Genomic DNA, 25,619 nt, shown 5'->3' with positions numbered 1-25,619 from the left:
GGGCCCGGGCGGCCGTGTGGCACGCCGTGGGCGGCGGCGACCGGTGGTGACCGTCGAGCCGTTGTTCCCCTTGGCGCAGATGGTCCACGGCACGGCTCTACGGCCGATCAACAGCCGATCACCACACGTTCACGCTCTCTCCACGCGACCCGCCGACAATCCACCGGAAGCCGCGGACGCCTCGGACGCCGTCGGGCGGACGCCGTGCCCCTCACCACTCAGAGGCGTGTGCGGGGAGGAATGAGGACTTTCGCCATGCCGGCGATGCGTCACGTGCAAGGATGTCGCCCGTGACCGGATCGTCCTCCTCGCCCGTCGCCGAGGGCACGCCCCGCGGCTACGGCCTGGGTCCCCGTACCGCTGCCGTGCTCGTGTTCGGGTCGTCGGCCGCGGTCCTGGTGGTGGAGATCGTCGCTCTGCGGCTGCTGGCTCCCTACCTCGGCCTCACCCTCGAGACCAGCACCATGGTGATCGGCATCGCCCTCACCGCGATCGCCTTCGGCTCCTGGCTGGGTGGGCGCATCGCCGACCAGGTCGATCCACGCCGGCTCATCGGCCCCTCGCTCGGGGTGTCGGGAGCGGTCGTGGCGCTCACCCCCGCCGTGCTGCGCACCACCGCGGAGTGGGCGCCGGCCCTGCTCTTGTTGATCGCGTCCCTGACCATCCTCGTGCCGGGGGCGCTGCTCTCCGCGGTGACGCCGATCGTGACCAAGCTGCGTCTCACCAGCCTCGCCGAAACCGGAACGGTGGTCGGCCGGCTGTCCGGCGTCGGCACCGTCGGCGCCATCGTCGGCACGGTCCTCACCGGCTTCGTCCTCATCGCGCGGCTGCCGGTCAGCGGCATCCTGATCGGCCTCGGAACGCTGCTGGTGGCCGGCTCGGCGCTGGTCGAGTGGCGAACGCGCCGGTGGAGAAGCGCCCCCGCCCTCGCCCTCGTGGTCGTCGCCGGCGGCCTCGCCACCACGGTCGCGCCCGGTGGCTGCGACACGGAGACCAGGTACCACTGCGCACGGGTCGTCGTGGACCCCGACCGGAGCAGCGGCCGCACACTCGTTCTGGACGGCGTGCGGCACTCCTACGTCGACATCGACGACCCGACCTTGCTCGAGTTCGCGTACGTGCGCGCCCTCGCGTCTGTGGTCGATGCCGCCTTCCCCACAGGTGAGGCACTTGCCGCCCACCACTTGGGCGGGGGCGGGCTCACCTTTCCCCGTTACCTCGCGGCCACTCGGCCCGGGACGCGCAGCCTCGTGTCCGAGATCGACAGCGGGGTCGTGCACATCGACCGCGACCAACTGGGCCTGGGGTCAGAAGGCGGTATCGACGTACGGGTGGAGGACGGCAGGCTCGGCCTGCGGCGACTGGGCGCCGCCAGCCGTGACCTCGTCGTCGGCGACGCCTTCGGGGGTGTCAGCGTGCCGTGGCACCTCACCACGGTGGAGGCGTTGGCCGACGTACGGCGGGTGCTCACGGAAGACGGCCTGTACGTGGCCAACCTCATCGATCACGGCGGCATGGCCTTCGCACGCGCCGAAGTAGCCACCATCAGCGGAACTTTCGAGCACGTTGCCGTCGTCGGCGAACCCTCCGCCATCGGCCTCGACCCGACCTCCACCCCCGGGGGCGGCAATCTGGTGGTGATCGCCTCCAACCGGCCCGTCGACCTCCGCGCGACCCAGGCAGCCCTGGACGCCCGGGAAACCGGCTGGAAGATCGCCACCGATGACGACCTCACCTCCTGGGTCGGCGACGCTCGACCGCTCACCGACGACCACGCACCCGTCGACCAGCTCCTCCAGCCTTACGGCCCACGGAGCGGCCGGTAGCCGAACGCACGAAAGGCCGTCCTCTCACGAATGAGAGAACGACCTCCGACCTGCGTTTCCGCATGGTCGGGACGACAGGATTTGAACCTGCGACCCCTTGACCCCCAGTCAAGTGCGCTACCAAGCTGCGCCACGTCCCGATGCCCGTTGACCTGGGGTTTCCCCTGGTTGAACGCGCAGGAGAACAATACCGCACTTCGCGGGGTGGTCGCGCGCGCCTTTCCGGTCGGCGGTCCGGAGCGGGGAGTTCTTGACCTCAACCGCGCTTGAGGTCGCATGATCCACTCATGACGCAGGCAACCGCGGAGAGGGACTTCCGCTACGAGGATCTGGGCCGGCTGATCGGCCTCATGACCGGGGCCGAGAAGCACGGGCCCGCCGCCACCTCCACGCTCGACGTGCTGTGGGTGCTCTACGACCGGGTGCTGCGGGTGACGCCCGCGACCGCCGCGGACGCCGGGCGCGACCGGTTCCTGCTGTCCAAGGGGCACGGGCCGATGGCGTACTACGCCGTACTGGCCGCGAAGGGGTTCTTCCCCGTCGACTGGCTGCCCGGATTCGGGTCGTACGACTCGCCCCTCGGGCACCATCCCGACCGCACCCTGATACCCGGCGTGGAGATCGGCAGCGGTTCGCTCGGGCACGGGCTGCCGCTCGCCGTCGGCAGCGCGCTCGGACTGCGCGCGCAGGGGCTGGCCGAGCCGGCGGTGTGGGTGCTGATCGGGGACGCCGAGCTGGACGAGGGCAGCAACCACGAGGCGCTCGCGTACGCGGGCTCCGCCGGGCTCGAGCGGCTGCACACCGTGGTGATCGACAACGACTCCGCCACCCACGGCTGGCCCGGCGGGATCGCGACCCGTTTCGAGGCCGCCGGCTGGTCCGCGGCCACCGTGGACGGCCGGGACCACGCCGCGCTGCACGCCGCCTTCACCGCACCGCACCCCGGACGGCCGCACGTCGTGGTCGCCCGCGTCGAGAAGAAGCAGTAGGGGAGCCGAGACGTACATGGACACCATGCGGGAACGATTCATCTCCGTCACCTCACGCCTGCTCGACGAGGATCCGCGGCTGGCCCTGGTGCTCGCCGAGATCACCATGGACGGGTTCCTGCCCGCCCAGCGGCGCCATCCGGACCGGGTGGTCAACGTCGGGATCCGGGAGCAGCTGCTGGTCGGCGTGGGCGGCGGCCTGGCCCTCACCGGCATGCGGCCGGTCGTGCACACCTTCGCCAGCTTCCTCGTGGAGCGGCCGTTCGAGCAGGTCAAGCTGGACTTCGGACACCAGGGCACGGGCGGCGTGCTGGTCAGCGCGAGCGCCGGCTACGACTGGCCGGCCGGCGGGTTCACGCACATGGCACCGGGCGACGTGGCGCTGCTGGACACCCTCGACGGCTGGACCGTCCACGTCCCCGGACACCCAGACGAGGCGGAGGCCCTGCTGCGGCACGCCTACGCCGCCGGGGACGACAAGGTCTACGTCCGGCTCTCGCAGCAGTCGAACACGGCGCCGCGACCGGTGGAGGGGCTGCGGTTCCAGACCGTACGGGAGGGACGCGCCGGCGTGGTCCTCGCCGTCGGGCCGCTGCTCGACAACGTCCTGGCGGCGGCCGAGGGCCTGGACCTGACCGTGCTGTACGCCTCCACCGTGCGCCCCTTCGACGACGCGGCGCTGCGCGCGGCCGTCCGGAGCGCCGCGACCGCCGACGTGGTCCTGGTCGAGCCCTACCTGGCCGGGACCTCCACGGCCGCCGCCAACGACGCCCTGGCCGACGCGCCCCACCGGGTGCTGGGCCTGGGCGTCGGCCGCGCCGAACTGCGCCGCTACGGCACGATCGACGAGCACACCGCGGCCCACGGCCTGGACCCGCGGTCCCTGCGCGAACGCCTCACGGGCTTCCTGCGGCCGACCTTGCGCTAGTGCTGCGACCCCGGCCCCCCGCCCCCGGCCGGGGCCGTGGCGGTGCGGTCCGCGTGCCGCCGCGTGCTCAGGCCTCGTCGGCCGCGGCGCCCTCGTCGCCCGCGCGGCCGTCCGCCAGTCCCGGATGGGCCGCGGCCAGCCGCTTCGGGGCGGCCTGGAGCCAGGAGTCGATTAGGATCGCGCGCAATTCCGCCGTGTCCTCCACCGCCGCCAGCCGGACCCGGAGCCAGGCGTAGTCGTCGTCGTGGCCCTCCCGTACGAAGAACTTCTCCGGCTCCGCCGCGATCAGCCCGGCCCGTTCCTCCTTGGGACACTTGACCCCGATCGAGGTGTCGTCGTCGGCCAGCGCGGCGAAGATCTTGCCGCCCACCCGGAAGGCGGGCATGCCCCAGGCCGGTTTCTCGCTGCTGTCGGGGAGCGACAGCGCGATCGTGCGGACGTCCTGCGCGGTGGTGCCCATGGCACGACCGTAGACCCCGCCGCCGACATCCGCCGCGCACCGAGACGCGCACCGAGCCGGCGGCGCCGCGCCCGGCTACGCCGTCCGCCGCCGGTCCTCCCGGGCGTGCAGGAGCTCCACCAGTTCCGCCGCCAGCGACTTCACCGTGGCGAGGCCCTCGGTCCCCCACCTGCGCGGCACCACGTCCACCGCGCACACCGTGCCCAGGACGAACCCGCGCCGGTCGGTCAGCGGCGCGCCCGCGTACGAGCGCACGCCGCTCTCGTCCACCACCGCGTTGCCCGCGAAGCGTGCGAAGTCCCGTACGTCCTCCAGCACCAGCGCCCGGCGCCGCACCACCACGTGCGGGCAGTAGCCGCGGTCCCGGGCCAGCACCCGCGCGGGGTAGGCGCTCGCCGGCGCCTCGGCGGCGTGGTGCAGCCCGGCGAAGAACTGCCGTTCCTCGCCGATGAAGTTGACCCCCGCGTACGGCGCGGCGAGCACGTCCGCGACGCGCCGGGCGAAGGCGTCCAGTTCGGCGTCCACCCGCTCGCCCAGGCCCAGTTCCCGCAGCCGCTGGACGCGCGCGGGCGCCTCCCGGTCCACGGGGGTGAGCAGCAGGTGTCCGGTCGATTCGTAGTACGTCATGACGGTTCCCCCGACTCCGAAGACGAATTGCTGGATGCCGCCCCCGTGGTCGTGCACAGGAGATGGCGGACGAGGGCGGCCAGCGTCCCCGTCCCGGAGCCGGCCAGGCGCGCGTCGCACCGTACGACGGGCACCTCGGGCCCCAGCCCCACCGCTTCGCGGACCTCGTCGGGCCCGTAGCGGTGGCCGCCGTCGAACTCGTTGACGGCGACGATGAAGCCGATGCCGCGCCGCTCGAAGAAGTCCACGGCGGGGAAGCAGTCGGCGAGGCGGCGGGTGTCGGCGAGCACCACCGCCCCGAGCGCGCCGGCGCACAGCTCCTCCCACAGGAACCAGAAGCGGTGCTGTCCGGGCGTCCCGAAGAGGTAGAGCACGTGCCGCCGGTCGAGCGTGATCCGGCCGAAGTCCAGCGCGACGGTCGTCGTGGTCTTGGCCTCGACCCCGCCGAGCGGGTCCTCGCTCTCGCCGAGGCCGCTGATCAGCTCCTCCGTACTCAGCGGCTCGATCTCGCTCACCGCGCCCACGAAGGTGGTCTTGCCCGCCCCGAAACCGCCCGCGACCAGGATCTTCAGCGTCGCGGGAGCGGCCTCGGGAGCGGGTGCGTCACAAGCGTTTGTGGAGGCCATCGAGCACCGCCCGGAGCAGGGACTGGTCATCGGCGGCGAACGGTCCGCAGCCCGGGAAACGCGGCGCTCGCGCCATGACGGCCCCGTGTTCCACGAGATCGGACAGCAGCACCTTCACCACCACCGCGGGCAGCCGCAGCTGCCCGGCGACCTCGGCGACCGTGACCGCCGCGGCGCCCGCGCACAACCGGAGGGCGAGCGTGTGCTCCGCGCCCAGCGGTACGCGCGGCCGCACCCCGGTCGCGGTCACCAGGGAGAGCAGGTCGAGCGCGACACCCGGCCGGGTCCGCCCGCCGCTGGCGGTGTACGGGCGCATCACCCGGCCCGCCGAGTCGTCGAGCCAGGGTGTGTCCCGCCCCTTCAGGTACGCGCCCGCCGCGCGGCCTCTCATCGCTCCGCGTCGGCGACGGGCCGCCGCGGCGGGGCCGCCAGGTACGGCCGGACGCTCTTGACGAGCATGGCCATCTCGTAGCCGAGTACCCCGGCGTCGGCCGCGCGGTCGGCGAGGACCGCCAGGCAGGTGCCGGAACCGGCGGCCGAGACGAAGACGAGCGCGGTGTCGAGTTCGACGACGACCTGGCGGACCTCCCCGCCGTCCGCGAAGCGGGATCCGGCGCTGCGCCCCAGCGAGTACAACCCGGACGCCAGCGCCGCCATGTGGTCGGCGCTGTCCGCGTCCAGGCCGTGCACGCAGGTCACGAGGCCGTCGGCGGTCAGCAGCACGGCGCTGCGCGTGTACGGCACGCGCTGCACCAGGCCGCTGAGCAGCCAGTCGAGGTCCGAGAGCCGGCTGCCGGTCTTCGTTGCCACTTCGCCGCCCATGGGGGTGCGCTCCTTGCTGGGGTGAGGGGTCGGGGTCATGCCTGGTTCTCCGACTGCGCCAGGCCGAAGCCCCGTTGGAAGGCGGCCATCAGGCCGGGGTCGTGTACGGGTTGCTCGGGGTCCGCGGCCCTCCGCGGTACGGGCACCTCGCGCAGCTGCGGCGCGAGGTGCTGCTGCGCCCGCCGCCGGGGCAGGACGGGCCGGTCCGCCGCTTCGGCCCCGGCCAGGGCGGTGACCGCGGGCCCGGTCCACACCGGAGCCGGGGCAGCCTGCCACATCGCGGGCAGGGGGCCGGCGTCGGCCGGGGCTTGGGCGGCCGGCGCGGGCGCGGCCCAGGTCTCGGGCAGGGCCGGATCGGTCTGTACGCCGGCCGGCACCGCGGGCGTGTGCGCGGGCGCGGCCCACGTCTCCGGCGGGGCCGGTACGGGCCGCGCGCCCGCCCCGGCGCCGGCCGCGATGGCCGGCCCCGGCCCGGGCGGGGCCGCCGGCGACGCCGCGTTCCCCTCCCCGGCCCGGGGCGCCGGAACGGCCCCGTTCGCGACCCACGGCCCGGGCTCCGCCACGACCTCCGCCACGGTCACGGCTTCGGCCACGGCACCGGCCCCCGGCCCGGACGCGCGCCCGTGGCCGGCCCCCGCCGGGGCGGCCGGCCCGGGGCTCGCGGCACCCGTCGGCCAGGCGCCCGGCCCGGGGCCGGCCGGCTCCGGGCGGGGGCGGGGCCGGGCCACGCGTACGGGTTCCAGCGGCGGCGGGAGCGGCGAGGCCTGGCCCGTCCCCCAGGATGTGGCACGGGAGCCCGCCGCGTCGGCGGCGCCCGGCGCCTCCGCGCCCAGCAGTTCCCGCGGCAGCACCAGGACGGCGAGCACCCCGCCGTAGATGTTGGACTTGAGCTCGACGGCGATCCCGTGCCGGCGGGCCAGCGCGGAGACGACGAACAGCCCGATCCGCCCGTCCGCGAGCAGATGCCGGACGCTGATCTGGTCGGGGTCGCCGAGCAGCGCGTTCATCCGGTGCTGCTCCTGCGCCGGCATGCCGAGCCCGCGGTCCTCCACCTCGACCGCGATCCCGGCGGTGACCCGCTCGGCGCGCAGCACCACGTCCGTGTCGGGCGCGGAGAACACCGTGGCGTTCTCGACCAGTTCGGCCAGCAGGTGCACCACGTCGGCGACGGCGTGCCCGCGCACGCTGCCGCCGGCGGGGGGCACGACCCTGACCCGGGTGTACTGCTCGACCTCCGCGACCGCGGAGCGCAGCACCTCGCTCAGGTCGATGGGCCGGGTCCACTGGCGCCGGGAGGCGGCCCCGCCGAGCACCGCGAGGTTCTCGGCGTGGCGGCGGATCCGGGTGGCGAGGTGGTCGACGTGGAAGAGCTCCTTGAGCAGGTCCGGATCCTCGACGGTGTCCTCCAGCTCGTCCAGCAGCGAGATCTCGCGGTGGACGAGGGACTGCAGACGGCGCGCGAGGTTGACGAATACCTCGACCTTCCGGTCGCTGTCGGACGGCGTGGCCGGCCCGGCCAGCCGTACGAGGGTCGCGTGGGCCTGTTCGCGGGCCCCGCGCAGCTCCTGGGCGAGGAGCCAGAACTCGTCCACCCCCGCCGGGTCGGGGCCGGCCGGGGTCCCGGTCGGGCCGCCGCGCACCGGGCGGCCGGGGGCCTCGCCGCGCTCCAGCCGGTCGGCGGCGCCGCGCAGCTCTTGGCGGCCGCGCACGCTGGAGCGGCGCAGCGCCTCGCACCGGTCCCGGACGGCCTTGGCGCCGCGCTGCGCGCCGAGCAGGGCCGCGGCGAGGGCCCCGGCCACGAGCAGGGCGCAGCCGGTGAGCACCGGCCAGAGCCGGGCGTCCCGGTCGCCCGCTCCGCCGCCGAGCTGGAGGGTGAAGATGACCGCGGCGGCGCCGCTGAGTCCGGCGGCGAGCGTGGGCAGGACGGCGGCGCGGATCAGCTGGGGGCGTATCTGCCGGCCCGGACCGGTGACGGTGTGTCTCGACGGGGCGTGGCGGGCGGCGCGGGGTTCGGACATCGGCGTCCTCGGTACGTGGGGCCCGGCCCCCAGCGTTCCCGGGGCCCGGTGTTGATCACCGGATACCCACGCTAGACCGCCCCGTCCCGCCCGGGACGGCCAGTTGGGGAAGTTCGCGGGGGTGCTTCCCGCTCCCGATGGAGCGCTCGTACAGCCGCCCGAATCCCCGGGGTCGCCTTTCGGTGGGACCTGCGGTGACCGCGCGCCCCCCGGAGTCCGGGTGCGCCGCCCCTGCCCCGGCCCCGCGGCCGGGTCCGCGCCGTGGCGTCCGGCGGGCCGTCAGGACCCGACGGCCTCGGGCTCCTCGCGGATCACGCCCGTCGCCCGGCCCGCGGTGACCGCGGCCACGGCGACTTCGGGTGCGGCGTGTCCGCCGGCCACGAAGGGCCGCCACCACGGCTTCGCGGGGGCGTCCGCCGCCGCCGGCTCGAAGGGCTGTCCCGGGACCGGCAGGGCGATCGCGGCTCCCGCTCCCCGCGCCGCGGCGAGGGTTCCCTCGCCGGGCTCGTCCCACGGGTGGGGGGCCAGGTTGAAGGTGCCCCAGTGGATCGGCAGCATCGTGCCGTGCGGGGCGCCGCCCTGGAGGTCGAGGTGGGCGCGCATGCCCTCCTCGGGCGTCATGTGGATGTCGGGCCAGTATTCGGAGTAGGCGCCGATCTGGATCATCGTGGCGTCGAAGGGCCCGTGCTCGGCGCCGATCTCCTTGAAGCCGGGGAAGTAGCCGGTGTCCCCGCTGTGGTAGATCCGGTGCTCGTCCCCCGCGACGACCCAGGACGCCCACAGGGTGTGCTGCTGGTTGCGCAGCCCACGGCCGCAGAAATGCCGGGCCGGGGTGGCGGTGAGCGAGAGCCCGGCGACCTCGGTGGTCTCGTTCCAGTCCAGCTCGCGCAGCCGGTCGGCCGGCACGCCCCACCGCTCGAGGTGCGCGCCGACTCCGAGCGGCACGGCGAAGACCGTGTCCGTACCGGCCAGCTCCTTGATCGTCGGCAGGTCGAGGTGGTCGTAGTGGTCGTGCGAGATCACCACGACGTCGACCGGTCCCAGCGAGGCCAGCGGTACGGGCACGGGGTGCAGCCGCTTGGGCCCGGCGAAGGGGAAGGGCGAGCACCGCTCGCCCCACACCGGGTCGAACAGCACGCGGCGCCCGTCGATCTCCGCGAGCACGCTGGAGTGTCCCATCCAGGTGAGCCGCAGTCCGCTCGCGGGCGGCTTCGCCAGCTCCGCGAGGGTCGTGGGGTACACGGGGATCGGGGCGCCGGGGGTGCGCCGGATCCGCTGTTCGCGGTGGAAGTAGATCTTCGCGAACTCCGCCATCGACCCCGAGGGCCTGGTCCGGGCCCCGAGCGGGTTCTGGAAGACGCCGTCGGCGAAGTTCGGCGAACGGTGGATCCGCTCCAGCCGGGCGCCGGACGGGTCCGCGCCGAAGGCTTCGGGTCGCAGGGCGCGCAGCCGCGGACGCAGGGGACGGGAGCCGGTCAAGGCGCCTCCTGGGGGGATGGGGTCAGGACGGTCGTCGGTCTACGACCATCCCAACGCACACACACCCCGAAGGATTCCGCTTACGGTCCTCGTCCCCCGACTGCGGCTGCCTCCTACAGGGGCAGCAGGTCCGGCCGCTTCGCCGCGATGCGGTCCCCGGAGGACTCGCCGCGCAGCCGCCGCCCGATCCAGGGCACCAGGTGCTCGCGGGCCCACTGGATGTTGTCCCGGGTCACGTCCACCGAGCCGCGCGGCCGCTGCGGCGGCCACGGCTGGTCGGGGTCGGCGGGCACGTCGAGTCCGAGCACCTGGGCGGCGCGCAGCGCCACCCGGGTGTGCCCCTCGGGCGACAGGTGCAGCCGGTCGGTGTCCCAGGCGCGCCGGTCCTGTACTGACCTCAGCGACCAGAGGTCCAGCACCGGGCAGTCGTAGCGGTCGGCGATGGCGCGCACGTGCGCGCTGTACGTCGCCACCTTGCCCCGCAGGTGCCTGAGGACCGGCACGCCCCGGGTGTCGAAGCCGGTGGTGATCATGACCAGGCCGACGGCCCCGGTGAGGTCGGCGACGGCGGCCTCGAACCGCTCCGCCACGTCGTCGGGGTCGCTGCCGGGCCGGATGATGTCGTTGCCCCCGGCGCAGAAGGTCACGAGGTCCGGCGCCAGGGCCTTGGCCCGCGGCACCTGCTCCGCCACGATCTGGTCGAGGAGCCGGCCGCGCACGGCCAGGTTCGCGTACCGGAAGTCGTGCTCGTCGCGCCGGTCGGCCAGGAGCACGGCGAGCCGGTCCGCCCAGCCGAGATAAGAATCCCCGGGTCCCGGGTCCCCCACGCCCTCGGTGAAGCTGTCCCCGATCGCCGCGTACGAGCCGATGGTCTTGAGTGTCGTCGTCGTCGCTGCCACGGAACGACATCCTTCACCCGCGCACACGACCTACGCCAACGTAAGCAGGGGTTGACGGTCCGTGATCTACACCACGCGGGGGACGCGGAATAAGTACACGCCGGGCCGGGACCCCCCTCGGGCCCCGGCCTGGTGTGTGTCCGTGCTCCGGCGGCGGGTGCCGTCAGAGGGTGACGCCCTTCGAGCGGAGGTAGCTCACCGGGTTGACGTCGGAGCCGTAGGACGGGCCCGTGCGGATCTCGAAGTGGAGGTGCGGGCCGGTCGAGTTGCCGGTGGAACCGGAGAGGCCGATCCGCTGGCCGGCGGTGACGCCCTGACCCACCGAGACGGACAGCGAGGAGAGGTGGGCGTACTGGGAGTACTTGCCGTCCGCGTGCTTGATGATCACCTCGTTGCCGTACGATCCGGCCCAGCCGGCCGAGACCACGGTGCCCGCGCCGACGGCCTTGACGGTGGTGCCCGAGCTCGCCATGAAGTCCACGCCGGTGTGGTAGCCCGAGGACCACATCGCACCCGAGGCCCGGTACTGGGTGGATATCCCGCCGCTCACCGGGGCCACGAATCCGGCGCCGCTGGGGGCCTTCGCCTCGGTGGACCCGCCGCCGCTCTGCGCCTTCTGCTTCTGCTTCGGCTGCGGGGCCGGGGCGGGCGCCGCCTGCTCGGAGGGGCCCTTGGCGGCGGACGGAGCACCGGTCGAGGACCGCTCGGCGGGAGCCGGGGCCGGAGCCGCTTCGGCCGGGGCCGCCGCCTTCGCGCCGAGGGTCAGCTTGAGGCCCGGGTGGATCAGGGAGGGGTCGGCGCCGACGGCCTCGCGGTTGTCGGCGTACAGCTGCTCCCAGCCGCCGGAGAGGTGGCGCTCCGCGGCGATCTTGGAGAGGTAGTCGCCGGGCACGACCGTGTAGACGGTCGGCGCGGCCGGGGCGGCCGGGGCCGCGGCGGGCGCGGCCTGGAGCGCGACCGGGAGCTGCGGGGCGACGGCGGGGGCCGTGGCCGGCGCGGCGGCGGGAGCGGGGGCCGCGTTGGCGCCGCCGGCTCCCATCAGGGGCAGCGCGAGAGCCGCACCACCGGTGCCCGCGACGGCCAGACCGCGGGAAAGGGAACGGGACTTGGGACGACGGTGCTTACCCTTTGCAGGCATGGCGAATTCCTCTCCGTCGCCTGCGAGGTGAGCTGTCGGGTTCGGACTGGAGATGTCCGGCCGTACATGAACGGAGCATGTACGGCTTCACCCCTAGCCGTTCCGGAGAAGGATCCGGGACGGCGGCTTACCTGGTTCCCCCGCTCCTGCCGCGCGCGTTAATAGTCGGGTGCGGTTTCCGGGAGGCGGCAGGATTAGGCGGTCCACCCGGATCGATCGCGAAGGTAATCGAGGCCGGCCGCAGGGAACAAGCCATGAATTCCCCGAAGGAATCACCGGGGTGAGGGATCGGCGGAATAACCGTCACCCTCTGTCCATTCCGCACCGTCAACAACCGCCCGGGCCGGGCCATTCGGCTTTCGTGATCAGGCACTCACGGTCACCGTATGATCTGGCTCACGGAGACGTACCCGATCTCGCCGCCGGGTATGGCAAGTTGGAGTTAACCAGCCCAATACGGACAAGATGTCCCACGACGAAGCGGAGGAGTTCCTTTGACCCAGCAGATACAGGAGCCGGAACTGTCCGGAGTGCGCAATTTCCGCGATGTGGGTGGATTGCCGACCTCCGACGGGCGACGGGTCGGGACGGGACGACTGTTCCGAAGCGGACATCTCGCACATGCCACCGATACCGATGCAGAGTTCCTCGCATCGCTCGGGCTCCACACCATCTTCGACTTCCGCAACGACGCCGACCACGCCCTGGAGGGGCCGGACATCGAGCTGCCCGGCGTACGGAACGTCAACATCCCGCTCTCGGACCCGGCCGACGGGCGGGAGTTCTGGACGATGGTCCGCGAGGGCGCCCTCGACGAGCTCCGCGCGGTCCTGGGCGACGGCAAGGCCGCGGCCCGCATGGCCCAGTCGTACCGCACGATCATCAGCCGCCGCACGGCCGAGCACAGCCGGGTGGTGCACGCCCTCGCCGAGGACAGCGTCCCCGCCCTGCTGCACTGCGCGGCCGGCAAGGACCGGGCGGGCCTGTCGGTCGCCGTCGTCCTGCTCGCGCTCGGCGTCGAGCGCGAGGCGATCGTCGCGGACTACCTGGAGTCGAACGCCCCGCACCGCCGCTACCGGGTGCGCCGCAGCAGCGGCGCGCAGGAAGCCCGCTCCCCTGAGGTGATGGAGCTCCTCGCCCCGCTCTTCGACGCCCGCGCCGAGTACCTGACCGCCGCCTTCGACACCATCGACGGGCAGTGGGGCGGACGCGAGGCCTACCTCGCCGAGGGCCTCGGGCTCACGCCCGGGACCCTCGGCCGGCTCCGCGAACGGCTGCTGGTCTGACACCGGCTGCCGACACCCTGCCGGAGCAGGCCGTCACCGGTTGCCGACGGCCTGCTTCACCAGGGTCCTGCCGAACTCCCACATCAGCCCCGAACCGCCGTGCGCCTCGTCCATGACCTCGCGGAAGGCGCCGACGAACCGGTCGACGTCCCGCTCGTCCACGATCAGCGGCGGGATCAGCTTGATCACTTCCAGGTGGTCCCCGGACACCTGGGTGAGGATCCGGTGCTTCTGCAGCAGCGGCACCACGACCATCTGCGCGAAGAGCCCCTTGCGGGCCGCCTGGAGCATCGCCCACCGGCTGCGCAGCCCCAGCGAGGTGGGCCGGCCGAACTCGATGCCGATCATCAGCCCGCGCCCGCGCACCTCGTGGAGCAGCTCGTACTCGTCCACCAGGGCCGCGAGCCGCCCGCGCAGCAGATCGCCCATGGCCCGGGCGCCCGCCACGACCTCCTCGTCCTCCATGACCGACAGCACGGCCAGTCCGGCCGCCATCGCCTGGGCGTTGGAGCCGAAGCTCGCGGAGTGCACGAGGACCCGGTCCATGGACGAGTAGACCTTCTTGAAGATCCAGTCCTTGCCCAGCGTGGCGCCGACCGGCACGTAGCCGCCCGAGAGCGCCTTGGCCACGCACACCAGGTCGGGCTCCACGCCCGGCTCGTGCTGGTACGCGTAGAAGTCGCCGGTCCGACCGAGGCCGGTCTGCACCTCGTCCGCGATCAGCAGCGCCTTGTGGCGGCGCAGCAGTTCCTGCGCGGCGGACAGGAACCCGGGCGGGGCGGCGATCACCCCCTTGCCCTGGATCGGCTCGACGACGAAGGCGGCCACGTCGCCCTTGCGCAGCTCCCGCTCCAGGGCGCCCAGATCCCCGAGAGCGATCTTCGTGTCGGGCAGCAGCGGCGCGAAGCCGTCCCGGAACCCGCCCTCGCCGTTCACCGAGAGCGAGCCCGTGGTGAGCCCGTGGAAGGCGTGGTCGCAGTACAGGACCCTGGGCCGCCCGGTGGCGTACCGGGCGAACTTCAGGGCCGTCTCCACCGCCTCGGTGCCGCTGTTGCCGAAGAAGACGCGGTCCAGGTGGGGGCTGTACGAGAGCAGCTTCTCGGCCAGCAGCCCGGGCAGCGGCTGGCAGTCGAAGCGGGTGAGGTCGGCGAGCTGGGCGTCGAGGACGTCGTGCAGGGCGCGGCGGACCACCGGGTGGTGCCGGCCCAGGCCCATCACCCCGAACCCGGCCAGCATGTCGAGGTAGTCGTTGCCCTCGGCGTCCCAGAAGTGGGCGCCCTCGGCCCGCTCGTAGACCTTGTCGAAGCCGATGGTGTGCAGCATCCGGGGCAGCTGGTGGTTGAGGTGGCGGGCGTGCAGCTCGTAGCGCTCGCCGCCGCGCTCGGCCAGCAGGGCGCCGAGGTCGAAGCCCTCGGCCCGGACGACCTCCTCCCGCGGGTCCGCGGTCATGCCGGCCCTCGCGAGGGCTCCCGGTTCCCGCCGATCGTCTCCCGGGCCGCGCGCAGGGACTCCTTGAGGGAGCCCATGGTGGCGAGGACGGCGGTGGGCTCGTAACCGCAGTGCGCCATGCAGTTCTCGCAGCGCGGGTCCTTGCCGCGGCCGTACTTGCTCCAGTCGGTGTCGTTGATCAGCTCCCGGTACGTCGGCACGTAGCCGTCGCTCATCAGGTAGCAGGGGCGCTGCCAGCCGAAGAGGGAGTAGTTCGGAATGGCCCAGGCCGTGCAGGGGAAGTCGGCCTTCCCTTCCAGGAAGTCCAGGAAGAGCGGGGAGTGGTTGAGCCGCCAGCGCCTGCGGTTGCCGCCCGCGAAGGCCTTCCTGAAGAGATCGCGGGTCTGTTCCACCCCCAGGAAGTGCTCCTGGTCAGGGGCCTTCTCGTAGGCGTAGGCGGGCGAGATCATCATCTCGTCCACCTGGAGGTCGTCATTGAGGTAGTTGAGCACCTCGATGATGGTCTGCGGGGTGTCCGTGTTGAAGAAGGTGGAGTTGGTGGTCACCCGGAACCCGCGCCTCTTCGCCTCCTTGATGGCGGCGACCGCCTCGTCGAAGACGCCTTCCTTGGCCACCGACTCGTCGTGCCGTTCGCGCAGTCCGTCGATGTGCACGGCGAAGGCGAAATAGGGGGACGGGGTGAACTTCTCGATCTTCTTGCGCAGGAGCATCGCATTGGTGCAAAGGAATACATACTTCCGCTTCGCGACCAGCTGGCGCACGATCTCGTGGATCTGCGGGTGCATCAAGGGCTCGCCGCCCGCGATGGACACCATGGGCGCGCCCGACTCCAGTACGGCGCCGACCGCCTGGGCGACCGGCATGCGCTGCTTGAGCACCCCCGCCGGGTGCTGGATCTTTCCGCACCCCTCGCAGGCCAGGTTGCAGGCGTACAGCGGTTCCAGTTCGACGATCAGCGGGAACTTCTCACGCTTGCGGAGCTTCTGTTCGAGCAGATAAGTCCCGACCCTGACGGTCTGGCGCAGCGGCATGGCCATCTGGCTCACCTCCTGGGGAGCAGCAAAGAACGGTGCCAGTCATAAAACGCGGGCAGTACGGCACGCAGTACGCGGAAGGCCGATATTCCACCGCGGACCGTGCCGATACGGACGAGCTCATGCTCCGGAGCGTCCACGATCACCCGGACGGCCGCAACCGGGCGGCCTCCCCCCGGCGGGCGGCCGCCGCCGCGGGTGGCGGCCCACAGGGTGGCCGCGGACTCCATGTCGACCGCGATGGCGCCGGTGGCGCGCAGCCGCGCACGCTCCTGGCCGCGGACGACGTGGTCGGATCCGGTCAGTGCGCCGGTGTGCACGGTCCGGCCGGGGGCGGCCCGGGCCAGTGCCTCGGCCAGCAGGTCGGTCCCGGTACAGGCGACCGCACCCTCCGGGTCCCGGGTCTCGGCGGCGACCACCAGGTCGCCGGGGTGCATGCCGGGGACCAGCCCGGCGCAGAATCCGGTCGCGAGGACGGCGGCCCGCTCCATCCCCGGCCGCTCCAGCGCCCGGCCGACGGACCGCCCGGCGGCCCGCGGGCCCATGCCGGTCCGCAGCAGCGCGTGGTCCCCGCGGCCCGCGCTGCGCAGCGCCGCCTGCTCGATGCGCAGCGCGCAGGCCACCAGCAGCGGGCCGGGGTCCGCGGCCCCGTCACCCCGGGCCGCGGGCATCAGGATCCCCCGACGGCCGCGGACGGTTCCCCGTACAGGTAGCGGCCGAGCGCGGTGAGCGGGAACACCTGCCGGTACAGGTGGTAGTTGATGGAGAAGTCCCAGGGGAAGCCGGTGCCCGTGAAGTGGGGCTCGTCCCAGGAGCCGTCCTCCCGCTGGGTGGCCACCAGGTGGGCGATGCCCCGCTCGACGGCCTTGCCGTCCCGCTCGCCCGCCGACAGCAGGGCCATCAGCGCCCACGCCGTCTGCGAGGGGGTGGAGGCGCCCTTCCCGGCCCACGACCGGTCCTTGTAGGAGCGCTGGTCCTCGCCCCACCCGCCGTCCTCGTTCTGTACGGATTCCAGCCAGCGCACGGCCCGCCGGATCGCGGGATGCGCCGGGGCGATGCCGGCCGCGGTGAGGGCGGGCACCACCGACCCGGTGCCGTAGACGTAGTTGGTGCCCCAGCGGCCGAACCAGGCCCCGTCGGGCTCCTGTTCGGCGAGCAGCCAGGCGATGCCGCGCCGGGTCCGGGCGTCACCCGCCCGGCCCTCGAAGGCGAGCATCTCCACCACGTGGGCGGTGACGTCGGCCGAGGGCGGGTCGATGACCTCGCCGAAGTCGCAGAAGGGCAGCCGGTTCGGGAAGGGGCTGGTGTTGTCGGCGTCGAAGGCGCCCCACGCGCCGTTCTTCGACTGCATGCCGAGGTTCCAGGACACCCCGCGGGCGATGGCCGCCTCGACCCGGGCCGGGTCGGGGTGCCGGACGCGGCGCAGCGCGAGGACGACCTCGGCGGTGTCGTCGATGTCGGGGTAGGTGTCGTTGTGGAACTCGAAGGCCCAGCCGCCGGGGGCGAGCCCGGGCCGTCGTACCGCCCAGTCCCCGGTGCGCGAGACCTCCTCGCCGAGCATCCAGTCGGCGGCCTTGATCAGCGCCGGGTGGTCGGGGCGCAGACCCGCGTCGGCCAGGGCGATCGCGGCGAGGCAGGTGTCCCAGACCGGTGACTGGCAGGCCTCGATCATCCGGGCCCCGTCCTCGCGCCACACCGCGAACCGGTCCAGGGATTCCAGCCCGGCGCGCATCACCGGGTGGCCGAGGTCGTAGCCGAGCAGGTGCAGGGCGATGACCGAGTACACGGCGGGCGGCTGGATGCCGCCCCAGCAGCCGTCGTTCTCCTGGCGTTCGACGATCCAGCGGGCGGCGGCGGACATGGCCGCCTTGCGCAGCCGGCGCGGGGCGAACCGCCGGTAGACGTGCAGGGCCTTGTCCATCCGCTGGAACGCACCGTCCCAACTGGCCAGCGGGGCGAGCCGCTTGGCCGGATACCGAGCCCGCGCGTCGGTGTGCAGCTCGTCGAGGGCGAAGGGGGCGGGGCGGACGGGGCGCAGCGCGGAGACGATCGTGAGGGGCACGATGGTCTGGCGGGCCCAGCAGCCGAAGTCGTAGATGTTCAGCGGCACCCAGGGCGGCAGGAACACCAGCTCGGGCGGGAGCTCGGGCAGGTGGTCCCAGCTCCACCAGCCGAACAGGGCCAGCCAGATGCGGGTGAAGACCCGGGCGGACGCGATCCCGCCGTGGGCCCGGATCCAGGCCGACGCCCGGGTCATGTGCGGGGCGTCCGGCGCGTCCCCGGCCAGGCGCAGGGCCACGTACGCCTCGATGGTGGCGGAGAGGTCGGGCGGTCCGCCGTGAAAGGTGGCCCAGGTGCCGTCGTCCCGCTGCTCGCCGCGGATGAACAGGGCGGCGGCCCGGGTGGTGGCCTCGTCCCGGATCCCGAGGAACTGGCGCAGCAGCAGGTCCTCGGCGTCCATGGTCACGTTGGTCTCGAGGTCGCCCTTCCACCACCCCTCGGCGTCCTGCCGGGCCAGCAGGTGCCGGGTCGCCCGCGCGACGGCCTCGTAGACCTCCGGGCGCCGGTTGCCGTCCGGCGGCTCGGGCAGGTCCGCGGTGGCGGTACGCGCCCCGCCCCGGCCGCTGTCCGGCGCGGGCGGGCCCGTTACGCCGTATCCGGCGGACGGGACCAGGGGGGCCGGAGGGGCGGACGGGACCAGGGGAACCGGAGGGGCGGACGGCACCGGTTCGGCCACCGGGTGGACGGCACCGGCGCCCCCCGTTCCGCGGATGCCCGGTGCGTGGTACTCGGCCTGCGGCCCGGGCGGACCGGCCTGCCGGACCCCGCCCTCGGCGCCGGGCGCCCCCGCGAGGCCGCACCGGGGCACCGGGGCGGCGTGTCCGGATCCGGACCGGCTGGGGCCCGGACCGGCCGGGGGGCGGGGCGGCGGGGCGCCCGGGGTGGTGGTTTCGCTGCCAGCGGCAGCGCCCTCGGCGCTGCCGTCGGTCGTCGCTGTCATGGCTTCCCCTCCGTGCAGTCTGTCCTCTGCTGTGCTGGGGTCTGCCGTCGGCCGGCGCCGCCCCCTCAGTCGGGGGCGGCGCCGGCCGGCGACTCGCGAGTCATATCCGCTTCCGTGCGGCGTTCACCTCTTGCGCACGACGACGAAGTCGGCGAGGGCCACCAGCTGGTCGCGCACCCGCTGGGGCATGTCGACGTCGTCCAGGGCCTTGACGGCCACCGCGTGCTGGCGGCGCGCCTCGTCGGCGGTCCACTGGCGTCCGCCGGCGGCCTCGATGAGCGCCGCGCGGGCCGCGAACTCCTCCTCCGAGAAGTTCTCGAAGTCGTTGCTCTTGGCGTCGGCGGCGAGCAGCTGGGCCAGTTCCTCGGCGGCGGGACCGTCGGCGGCGAGCGCGGCGACCACCGGCAGGGACTTCTTGCGCTGGCGCAGGTCGCTCCAGGTCTGCTTCCCGGTGGCATCGGGGTCGCCCCAGATGCCGAGCAGGTCGTCCACGGCCTGGAAGGCGAGGCCCAGGTGGTAGCCGTACTCCTCGAGCTTGTCGGCCGTACGGTCGTCCGCGCCGCCGAGGACGGCGCCGATGGAGACCGAGCAGGCGAGCAGCGCGCCCGTCTTGTTGCCCTCCATCTCCAGGCACTCCTCGACGCTGACGCGCTCGCGGTGCTCGTAGGAGATGTCCTGGGCCTGGCCGTCGATGAGCTTGCGGCTGGCGGTGGTCAGCCGGCGCGCGGCGCGGCCCGCCTCGACGGTGCCGAGCTCCAGCAGCACCTCGTTGGCCAGGGCGAAGAGCGCGTCGCCGACCAAGATCGCCAGGGCCGGGCCGTGCACCTTCCACACCGTGTCGCGGTGGCGGCGCTGCTCGTCGCCGTCCATCAGGTCGTCGTGCAGCAGCGAGAAGTTGTGCACGAGCTCGACGGCCACGGCGCCGGGGACGCCTACCTCGGCCGCGGCGCCCGCGGCCTCCGCGGAGAGCAGCGCGAGGGCGGGCCGGACGGCCTTGCCGCCGTCCCCGTCCGCGGCGTTGCCCTGGGCGTCGATCCAGCCGAAGTGGTAGGCGGCGACGGTGTCCATGGGCGCGGCGAGCCGGTCCACGGCGGCGCGGAGCGCGGGCGTCGACAGCGTGCGGCCCCGCTCCAGGAGGGCCAGCGTTTCGGCCTGCTCCACTCCCCCGCCGGCTGCGCCCACGCTGGCCTCCGTGTTCTCGACAGCCGGATTCCCCGGGTTCACTGGCTCTCCTCTGGTTCCTGTACGTGCTGTGCCGGTGGTGCTGGTGGTGCTGGTGGTCGTCATGCCGCCTCCTGCAGAGGGTGTTCGCGGGGGCGGCCGAGCACGGCGAGCGCGGCGTGCGCCGCGCTCAGTCCGCTCCGGACGGCGCTCTCCATGGTCGCGGGCCAACCGGTGGCAGTCCACGCACCGGCCAGATACAGCCCCGGCGTGTCGGTCCGCGCGCCGGGGCGCAGCCGGCCGACCCCGGGTGCGGGAGCGAAGGTGGCCGTCCGCTCCCGGGTGACGAAGAAGTCCCGTACCTTGGCGCCGCGCGCGGCGGGCAGCAACCGCTCCAGCTCGGGCAGGTACTTGGCCCGCAGGAATGACACGGGCTCGTCGATGTCGTCCTGCGCCACGGACTGGGACAGGGCCAGGTACTGGCCGCCGTCGGGGAGCCCGGAGGAGTCGGTGCGGTCGAAGACCCACTGCACCGGGGAGCCGAGCGCCGCGAAGAACGGCTGCTTGAGGACCTTGCGGTCGTACACGACGTGGACGTTGAGGATGGGCGCGGTGCCGATGTCGAGCAGTTTGTCGGGGTCGGCGAGTGCTCCGGCCGGGAGCAGTCCGTGCGCCTCGCGCTGCGGGACGGCGAGGACGACGGTGCCCGCGTCGAGGGACTCGTCCTCGGTGTCGACCCGCCAAGTCCCTTCGGGCGTACGGGAGATGGCGGTGACCCGGGTGCGCAGCCCGGTGCGCACGCCGGCCGCGTCGAGTGCCTTGCGGGCGAGGGTGTCGTGCAGGTCGCCGAGCGGCACGCGGGCCCAGCCGATGTCGGCGGCGCCGTTCTCGGAGAGCAGCCCGGTCTTGAAGACCATGGCGGCCAGACCGAGGGAGGAGTTCTCGGCGGTGGCGTTGAGGGTCGCGATGCCGACGAGGTCCCACAGGGCCTCGATGGTCCGGGGGGACTGGCCGTAGCGGCCGAGCCAGGTCGCGAAGTCCAGGCCGTCCAGCGCCGGGTCGGCGGGGTCGAGGCGGCGCAGCGCGAGGGCGGCGCGGCCGACGCTCGCGCGTTCGGCGAGGGACAGGTGCGGGTAGCGGGCCAGCGAGCCGGCCAGGTGCAGGGGGACGGGCAGGGCGCTGCGGCGCAGGCGGCCGAGGCGTGGTCCCTTGGCGTGGGCGACGTCGAGGACGGGTACGTCGAGCCGGTCCTGCAGCGGCGCGAGGGCTGCTCCGTCAACACGGTCGAGGAACCACCGGTAGGCGGTGCAGCAGCGCAGGTAGACGTGCTGGCCGTTGTCCACGGTGAGTTCGCCGCGCTTGAAGGAGAACGCCAGCCCGCCGAGGCGCGGGCGGCCTTCGAGCAGGGTCACCCGGAGTCCGGCGTCGGCCAGTTCGAGCGCGGCCGTGACCCCGGCGAGCCCTCCGCCGACGACGACGGCCCGCTGGTCGCTGTCGCTCATGCGCCCTCTCCCGTCCTGTCCGTGCCCGCCGCGACGGCCGTCCACCGCCGCGGCGCGGTACCCCTCACACCCGAGTCCGCCGCGCCCCCGCACCGGCCGGCCCGGTACGGCTGCCGCGCGCCCGGCGCCCAGGCCCCGCCCGCGAAGCCCGCCGGGACAGACGCGCCCGCCGGCCGGGAGGTTGCCCGGGCCGGGGGCGCGGGCCGGACGGCGGCGCGGTACGCGCCACGGCGCCCGGCGGAAACCGTGGGCGGCTCGGCCGCAGGCGCGGGCCGGACGGCGGCGCGCCCGGCGCCCGGGCGCCGGGCCGCGGCCGGGCCCGGACCGGACGGGGAGTGGGTGGTCGGGGGCATCAGGTGCGCCTCCGGGTGCTCTGGCGGGAGATGGTCCGGGCGTCGAGGCCTGAGAGGCCGCGCACGGCGACGTACGCCTTCTCGTGCGGCGGCAGCGAGACGCGGCCGCGCAGGACCGCCTCCGGCTCCCGCTCGATGCGTTCGAGGAGGCGGCGGTAGATGCCGGCCATGGCGGCCACGCAGGCGCCGCTGCGCCGGTCGAGCATCGGCAGCAGCCGGTAGCCCTCGGCGAACAGCGCCCGGGCGCGCCGCACTTCGTGGTGGACGAGCCCGGCGAAGTCGGATCCCCGGGGGGCCCGGTCCGCGTGGAAGCCCTCGGAGCAGCCGAACTTGGCCAGGTCCTCGGCGGGCAGGTAGGTGCGCCCGTTGGCGGCGTCCTCGCGAACGTCCCTGAGGATGTTGGTGAGTTGCAGGGCGAGGCCGAGCGTGTCGGCGTACTCGGCGGCGCGTGCGGAGTCCGCGGCACCCGGGGCGGTGCCGAACACGCCGAGCGAGAGCCGCCCGATGGCCCCGGCGACGCACCGGCAGTAGGCCTTGAGGTCGTCCCAGGTCTCGTACGTCTCGCCGCGCACGTCCATCAGGACGCCGTCGATGAGCTCGTCGAGGCCGCCGAGCGGGATGGGGAAGCGGCGCGCGGCGTGCGCGAGGGCGACGGCGACGGGGTCGGTGTCGTCCTCGTCGACCTCTTCGGCGCGGATCCGCCCGAGCAGGGCGCGGGTCTCCTCCAGCCGCACCAGCTTCGCCTCGGGCGCCAGCGCGCCGTCGCCGATGTCGTCGACCCGCCGGGAGAAGGCGTACAGCGCGGACATCGCCTGCCGCTTGTCGGCGGGCAGCAGCCGGATGCCGTACGCGAAGTTGCGCGCCTGCGATCCGGTGACGGCCTCGCAGTAGCCGTAGGCCGCCAGGACCGGCGCGGACACGTGTGTGGGGCCCTCCACGGTCGGGCTCACCCCTTTCTCGGCGCAGTGCGCAGGACGGCGGCCACCTCGCGGATCAGGCCGCTCTTGGTGGGCTTGGGTGGGCCGGGCAGGACGTCGAAGCCGGCGGCGGTGACGGCTCCGAGGGCGGCGCGCCCCCCTCCCACGAAGCCCGCGAGCAGCAGCCGGAGCCGGCCGTGGACGCTACCCACGAGGGGGGTGCCCTCATCCAGCAGCTGCCGCGCGCGTTCGGCTTCGTAGGCGATCAGGGAGCGCACGGAGGCGCCGGCGGACGGCGCCTTGAGGTCGGGCTCGGCGACGTGGAAGCGCCGCATGTCCTCGGCGGGCAGGTAGATCCGGTCCCGGGCGAGGTCCTCGGTGACGTCCTGGAGGTGCTCGGCGATCTGCAGGGCCGTGCAGATCGCGTCGGAGCGGCGGATCCGCTCGGGGGTGGAGGTGCCGGTGAGGGAGAGCACGAGGCGGCCCACGGGGTTGGCGGACAGCTCGCAGTAGGCGAGGAGGTCCCCGTACGTCTCGTAGCGCGCGACCCGCTGGTCCTGGCGGTTGGCCTCGATGAGCCCGAGGAACGGCTCGGGGGTGAGCCGGTGGGCGCGGACCACGGGCCGCAGGGCCCGCATCAGCGGGTGGCGCGGCGGGCCGTCGGTACCGCCGAAAACGCGCCACAGGTCGGCTTCGAAGGCGTCGAGCAGGGCGAGCCGGTCGTCCACCGCGGCCGGGCCGAGGCCGAGGAGCACGGCGTCGCGTCCGCCGGGGGCCAGGTCTCCGTCACCGATGTCGTCGACGAGTCGGGCGTAGCCGTAGACCGCCATCAGGCCCTCCCGCCAGGCGCGGGGCAGGAACGCGGGGGCCACGGGGAAGTTCTCCGCGGCGGCCTTGCCGAGGGTGGCGCGTACGTGGACCGTGTCGGGCAGTGGGCGGATGCGATCCCCCGGGGTCACCGCCCGCCGCCCGGGGCGGGGACGGCCGTCGCGCCCGGGGGCCGGAGAATTCCGCTAGCCATTGCCGTCACATCTCCCGTTCTACACTGCCGACCCAATGCATCCTATTTCGGACACGCCGCCCGGGTTTCCCCGGGGTGCGCCAGGCCGTTCACCTGCGGTGAATCGTCCCCTCTTGCCGCGATTCAGGACTGCCTCAGCTTACGCTGTACAACGCCTCGAGGACCGCTGGGGTATTCGCCCCGGCATCGAATGTCGCCGCCGAATGTCACCACCCGGCAGCGGTGGGAAATGCCGCGACACGCCGAGGCCCCCGCCGCGCTGAGCGGCGGGGGCCTCGGCGGTGCGGCCGGGGCTGCGGCCGTCAGCCGTTGGACGCCTTCTCGTATGCCGAGACGACCTCTTCGGTGGGGCCGTCCATCAGGAGCTCGCCCTTTTCCAGCCACAGCACCCGGTCGCAGGTGTCGCGGATGGACTTGTTGTTGTGGCTCACCAGGAAGACGGTGCCGGCCTTCTCCCGCAGTTCGCGGATGCGGTCCTCCGAGCGCTTCTGGAAGGCGCGGTCACCGGTGGCCAGGGCTTCGTCGATCATCAGGACGTCGTGGTCCTTGGCCGCGGCGATGGAGAAGCGCAGACGCGCCGCCATGCCGGAGGAGTAGGTGCGCATCGGCAGGGAGATGAAGTCGCCCTTCTCGTTGATGCCCGAGAAGTCGACGATCCCCTGGTAGCGCTCCCTGATCTGCTCGCGGCTCATGCCCATCGCGAGACCGCCGAGGACGATGTTGCGCTCGCCGGTCAGGTCGTTCATCAGAGCCGCGTTGACGCCCAGGAGCGAGGGCTGGCCGTCGGTGTAGACCTTGCCGGCCTCGCAGGGCAGCAGGCCCGCGATGGCGCGCAGCAGGGTCGACTTGCCGGAGCCGTTCGAGCCGATGAGGCCGATCGCCTCGCCCCGGTACGCGGTGAAGGTGACCCCGCGCACGGCATGGACCCGGCGCACGCCCGGCGCGTCGCCCTTGCCCCGGCGGATCATCTTGCTGAGCGCCGCGGTGGCGGCGCCCTTGCCGGCGCTGCCGGTGTTGACGCGGTAGACGATGTGGACATCGTCCGCGATCACGGTGGGGACGCGCCCCTGGGTACTGTCAGCCACGGCCGTAACGCTCCTCAGCCTTCCAGAAGTACACGAACCCGCCGATGCCGATCACCGCGGCCCAGCCCACGGCGAACAGCCAGACGTGGGGAGGCAGGTTGCTGCTGCCGTAGTCGTCGATCAGGGCGAACCGGATGAGGTCCATGTAGATCGCCACCGGGTTCCACAGCAGGACGTCGCTGATCCACTGCGGCTGGTCCTTGAGGTAGATCCCGATCGGGAACATGACGCCGGAGGCGTACATCCAGGTGCGCATGACGAACGGCATCAGCTGCGCCAGGTCGGGGGTCTTGGAGCCCATCCGCGCGAAGATCATGGCGAGGCCGGTGTTGAAGAGGAACTGCAGCGCCAGCGTCGGGATCACCAGCAGCCAGGACAGGCGCGGGTAGTTGCCGAAGCTGACCGCGATGACGAAGACGACGACCATCGAGTACATCAGCTGCTGGAGCTGCTGCAGCGAGAAGGACACCGGCAGTGCGGCGCGCGGGAAGTGCAGCGCCCGCACCAGGCCGAGGTTGCCGGAGATCGCCCGGACGCCCGCCATCACCGAGCTCTGGGTGAAGGTGAAGACGAAGATGCCCATCATCAGGAAGGGGACGTAGACGCCCTTGGGCATCTCCCGGCCCGCGCCGAGGATCAGGCCGAAGATCAGCCAGTACACGGCCGCGTTCAGCAGTGGGGTCGCCACCTGCCAGACCTGGCCGAGCTTCGCCTGGCTGTACTGCGCGACCAGCCTGGCCCGCGAGAAGGCCATGACGAAGTGGCGCCGGCCCCAGAGCTGCCGCACGTACTCGACCAGACCCGGCCGGGCGCCGCTGACGGAGAGGCCGTACTTCCTGGCGAGCTCCGCGGGGCTCAGCCCCGCGTCTTCGGACGGCGGCCTGCTCGTGGCGAGGGCGCCGTCGTGGGTTGTGTCACTCACAAGTTGAAACTTTCGTCTTCAAGATGCGGCAGGAGGGGCATCAGGCTGGTGGCGCGAGGCCCGTGATCGCGCCATG

The 25,619-nt window shown here is 73.5% G+C and carries 23 protein-coding genes, 1 tRNA gene and 1 riboswitch; of the genes, 4 read left to right on the top strand and 20 right to left on the bottom strand.

The window, feature by feature from the left end; translation table 11 throughout:
• Positions 1–281 precede the first annotated feature (281 nt).
• Positions 282–1,826: a fused MFS/spermidine synthase gene (locus BGK67_RS28395; RefSeq protein ID WP_069922741.1), complete on the top strand. Its 1,545-nt coding sequence runs from the start codon at positions 282–284 to the stop codon at positions 1,824–1,826.
• 63 nt (positions 1,827–1,889) lie between these two features.
• Here BGK67_RS28395 and BGK67_RS28390 read toward each other — a convergent pair.
• Positions 1,890–1,966 (bottom strand) — tRNA-Pro (locus BGK67_RS28390).
• 147 nt (positions 1,967–2,113) lie between these two features.
• Between BGK67_RS28390 and BGK67_RS28385 the strand changes: the two genes are divergently transcribed.
• Both BGK67_RS28385 and BGK67_RS28380 read left to right on the top strand, forming a co-directional pair.
• Complete coding sequence (locus BGK67_RS28385) at positions 2,114–2,815, top strand: thiamine pyrophosphate-dependent enzyme (RefSeq protein WP_069922740.1); 702 nt, start codon at positions 2,114–2,116, stop codon at positions 2,813–2,815.
• A 16-nt stretch (positions 2,816–2,831) separates the two neighbouring features.
• On the top strand, positions 2,832–3,743 hold the full coding sequence (locus BGK67_RS28380) for a transketolase family protein (RefSeq protein ID WP_069922739.1): 912 nt from the start codon (positions 2,832–2,834) through the stop codon (positions 3,741–3,743).
• A 67-nt stretch (positions 3,744–3,810) separates the two neighbouring features.
• Here BGK67_RS28380 and BGK67_RS28375 read toward each other — a convergent pair whose 3' ends face one another.
• From BGK67_RS28375 to BGK67_RS28335, 9 genes are all read right to left on the bottom strand, one after another.
• On the bottom strand, positions 3,811–4,203 hold the full coding sequence (locus tag BGK67_RS28375; RefSeq protein WP_069922738.1) for an MmcQ/YjbR family DNA-binding protein: 393 nt from the start codon (positions 4,201–4,203) through the stop codon (positions 3,811–3,813).
• A 75-nt stretch (positions 4,204–4,278) separates the two neighbouring features.
• Positions 4,279–4,830, bottom strand: a complete 552-nt coding sequence (locus tag BGK67_RS28370) for a GAF domain-containing protein (RefSeq protein ID WP_069922737.1) — start codon at positions 4,828–4,830, stop codon at positions 4,279–4,281.
• Entirely contained in the window at positions 4,827–5,456 is a 630-nt protein-coding gene (locus tag BGK67_RS28365; RefSeq protein ID WP_069922736.1) for a GTP-binding protein, read from the bottom strand. The genes BGK67_RS28370 and BGK67_RS28365 overlap by 4 nt, the downstream gene beginning before the upstream one ends.
• Positions 5,434–5,847, bottom strand: a complete 414-nt coding sequence (locus BGK67_RS28360; protein WP_069922735.1) for a DUF742 domain-containing protein — start codon at positions 5,845–5,847, stop codon at positions 5,434–5,436. Before BGK67_RS28360 ends, BGK67_RS28365 begins: the two co-directional genes overlap by 23 nt.
• The gene (locus tag BGK67_RS28355; protein ID WP_069922734.1) at positions 5,844–6,278 is read right to left on the bottom strand and encodes a roadblock/LC7 domain-containing protein; all 435 of its coding nucleotides are present in this window, start codon (positions 6,276–6,278) and stop codon (positions 5,844–5,846) included. Before BGK67_RS28355 ends, BGK67_RS28360 begins: the two co-directional genes overlap by 4 nt.
• A 35-nt stretch (positions 6,279–6,313) precedes the next feature.
• Positions 6,314–8,296, bottom strand: a complete 1,983-nt coding sequence (locus tag BGK67_RS28350) for a sensor histidine kinase (RefSeq protein ID WP_069922733.1) — start codon at positions 8,294–8,296, stop codon at positions 6,314–6,316.
• Between the two features lie 279 nt (positions 8,297–8,575).
• Entirely contained in the window at positions 8,576–9,775 is a 1,200-nt protein-coding gene (locus tag BGK67_RS28345) for an MBL fold metallo-hydrolase (RefSeq protein ID WP_069922732.1), read from the bottom strand.
• A gap of 113 nt (positions 9,776–9,888) precedes the next feature.
• Positions 9,889–10,674 (bottom strand): SGNH/GDSL hydrolase family protein, encoded by a 786-nt coding sequence (locus BGK67_RS28340; protein WP_069922731.1) that lies wholly within the window; start codon positions 10,672–10,674, stop codon positions 9,889–9,891.
• Positions 10,675–10,837: 163 nt separating this feature from the next.
• Positions 10,838–11,812 carry a LysM peptidoglycan-binding domain-containing M23 family metallopeptidase gene (locus BGK67_RS28335; protein ID WP_069922730.1) on the bottom strand — a complete coding sequence of 325 codons (975 nt, stop codon included), beginning with the start codon at positions 11,810–11,812 and terminating at the stop codon, positions 10,838–10,840.
• 2 nt (positions 11,813–11,814) lie between these two features.
• Positions 11,815–11,980: riboswitch (cyclic di-AMP (ydaO/yuaA leader) on the bottom strand.
• Positions 11,981–12,306: 326 nt separating this feature from the next.
• Here BGK67_RS28335 and BGK67_RS28330 point away from each other — a divergent pair.
• Positions 12,307–13,098: a tyrosine-protein phosphatase gene (locus tag BGK67_RS28330; RefSeq protein ID WP_069922729.1), complete on the top strand. Its 792-nt coding sequence runs from the start codon at positions 12,307–12,309 to the stop codon at positions 13,096–13,098.
• Positions 13,099–13,131: 33 nt separating this feature from the next.
• On the opposite strand, the gene BGK67_RS28325 is transcribed toward BGK67_RS28330, so the two are convergent.
• The 10 genes from BGK67_RS28325 to BGK67_RS28280 all read right to left on the bottom strand — a co-directional run bounded on the left by BGK67_RS28325 (position 13,132) and on the right by BGK67_RS28280 (position 25,543).
• Positions 13,132–14,547 carry an aspartate aminotransferase family protein gene (locus tag BGK67_RS28325; RefSeq protein ID WP_069922728.1) on the bottom strand — a complete coding sequence of 472 codons (1,416 nt, stop codon included), beginning with the start codon at positions 14,545–14,547 and terminating at the stop codon, positions 13,132–13,134.
• Positions 14,544–15,584: an adenosyl-hopene transferase HpnH gene (gene hpnH / locus BGK67_RS28320; protein WP_069922727.1), complete on the bottom strand. Its 1,041-nt coding sequence runs from the start codon at positions 15,582–15,584 to the stop codon at positions 14,544–14,546. Before hpnH ends, BGK67_RS28325 begins: the two co-directional genes overlap by 4 nt.
• 5 nt (positions 15,585–15,589) lie before the next feature.
• Positions 15,590–16,252, bottom strand: a complete 663-nt coding sequence (locus tag BGK67_RS28315; protein WP_069922726.1) for a phosphorylase family protein — start codon at positions 16,250–16,252, stop codon at positions 15,590–15,592.
• On the bottom strand, positions 16,252–18,582 hold the full coding sequence (shc, locus tag BGK67_RS28310) for a squalene--hopene cyclase (RefSeq protein ID WP_244291330.1): 2,331 nt from the start codon (positions 18,580–18,582) through the stop codon (positions 16,252–16,254). Before shc ends, BGK67_RS28315 begins: the two co-directional genes overlap by 1 nt.
• 123 nt (positions 18,583–18,705) lie before the next feature.
• Entirely contained in the window at positions 18,706–19,806 is a 1,101-nt protein-coding gene (locus BGK67_RS28305) for a polyprenyl synthetase family protein (RefSeq protein ID WP_432215531.1), read from the bottom strand.
• Positions 19,807–19,865: 59 nt separating this feature from the next.
• On the bottom strand, positions 19,866–21,245 hold the full coding sequence (gene hpnE / locus BGK67_RS28300) for a hydroxysqualene dehydroxylase HpnE (protein WP_069922725.1): 1,380 nt from the start codon (positions 21,243–21,245) through the stop codon (positions 19,866–19,868).
• Positions 21,246–21,597: 352 nt separating this feature from the next.
• Entirely contained in the window at positions 21,598–22,548 is a 951-nt protein-coding gene (hpnD, locus tag BGK67_RS28295; protein WP_079154415.1) for a presqualene diphosphate synthase HpnD, read from the bottom strand.
• Positions 22,545–23,474: a squalene synthase HpnC gene (gene hpnC, locus BGK67_RS28290; RefSeq protein ID WP_244291328.1), complete on the bottom strand. Its 930-nt coding sequence runs from the start codon at positions 23,472–23,474 to the stop codon at positions 22,545–22,547. Before hpnC ends, hpnD begins: the two co-directional genes overlap by 4 nt.
• A gap of 364 nt (positions 23,475–23,838) precedes the next feature.
• The gene (locus tag BGK67_RS28285) at positions 23,839–24,621 is read right to left on the bottom strand and encodes an ABC transporter ATP-binding protein (protein ID WP_069922724.1); all 783 of its coding nucleotides are present in this window, start codon (positions 24,619–24,621) and stop codon (positions 23,839–23,841) included.
• On the bottom strand, positions 24,614–25,543 hold the full coding sequence (locus tag BGK67_RS28280; protein ID WP_069922723.1) for an ABC transporter permease: 930 nt from the start codon (positions 25,541–25,543) through the stop codon (positions 24,614–24,616). Before BGK67_RS28280 ends, BGK67_RS28285 begins: the two co-directional genes overlap by 8 nt.
• Positions 25,544–25,619 lie beyond the last annotated feature (76 nt).

Source organism: Streptomyces subrutilus (genome assembly GCF_001746425.1).
GTDB lineage: Bacteria > Actinomycetota > Actinomycetes > Streptomycetales > Streptomycetaceae > Streptomyces > Streptomyces subrutilus_A.
The sequence above is the reverse complement of the archived record's forward strand: the minus strand, read 5'-3'. Positions and strand labels throughout refer to the sequence as shown.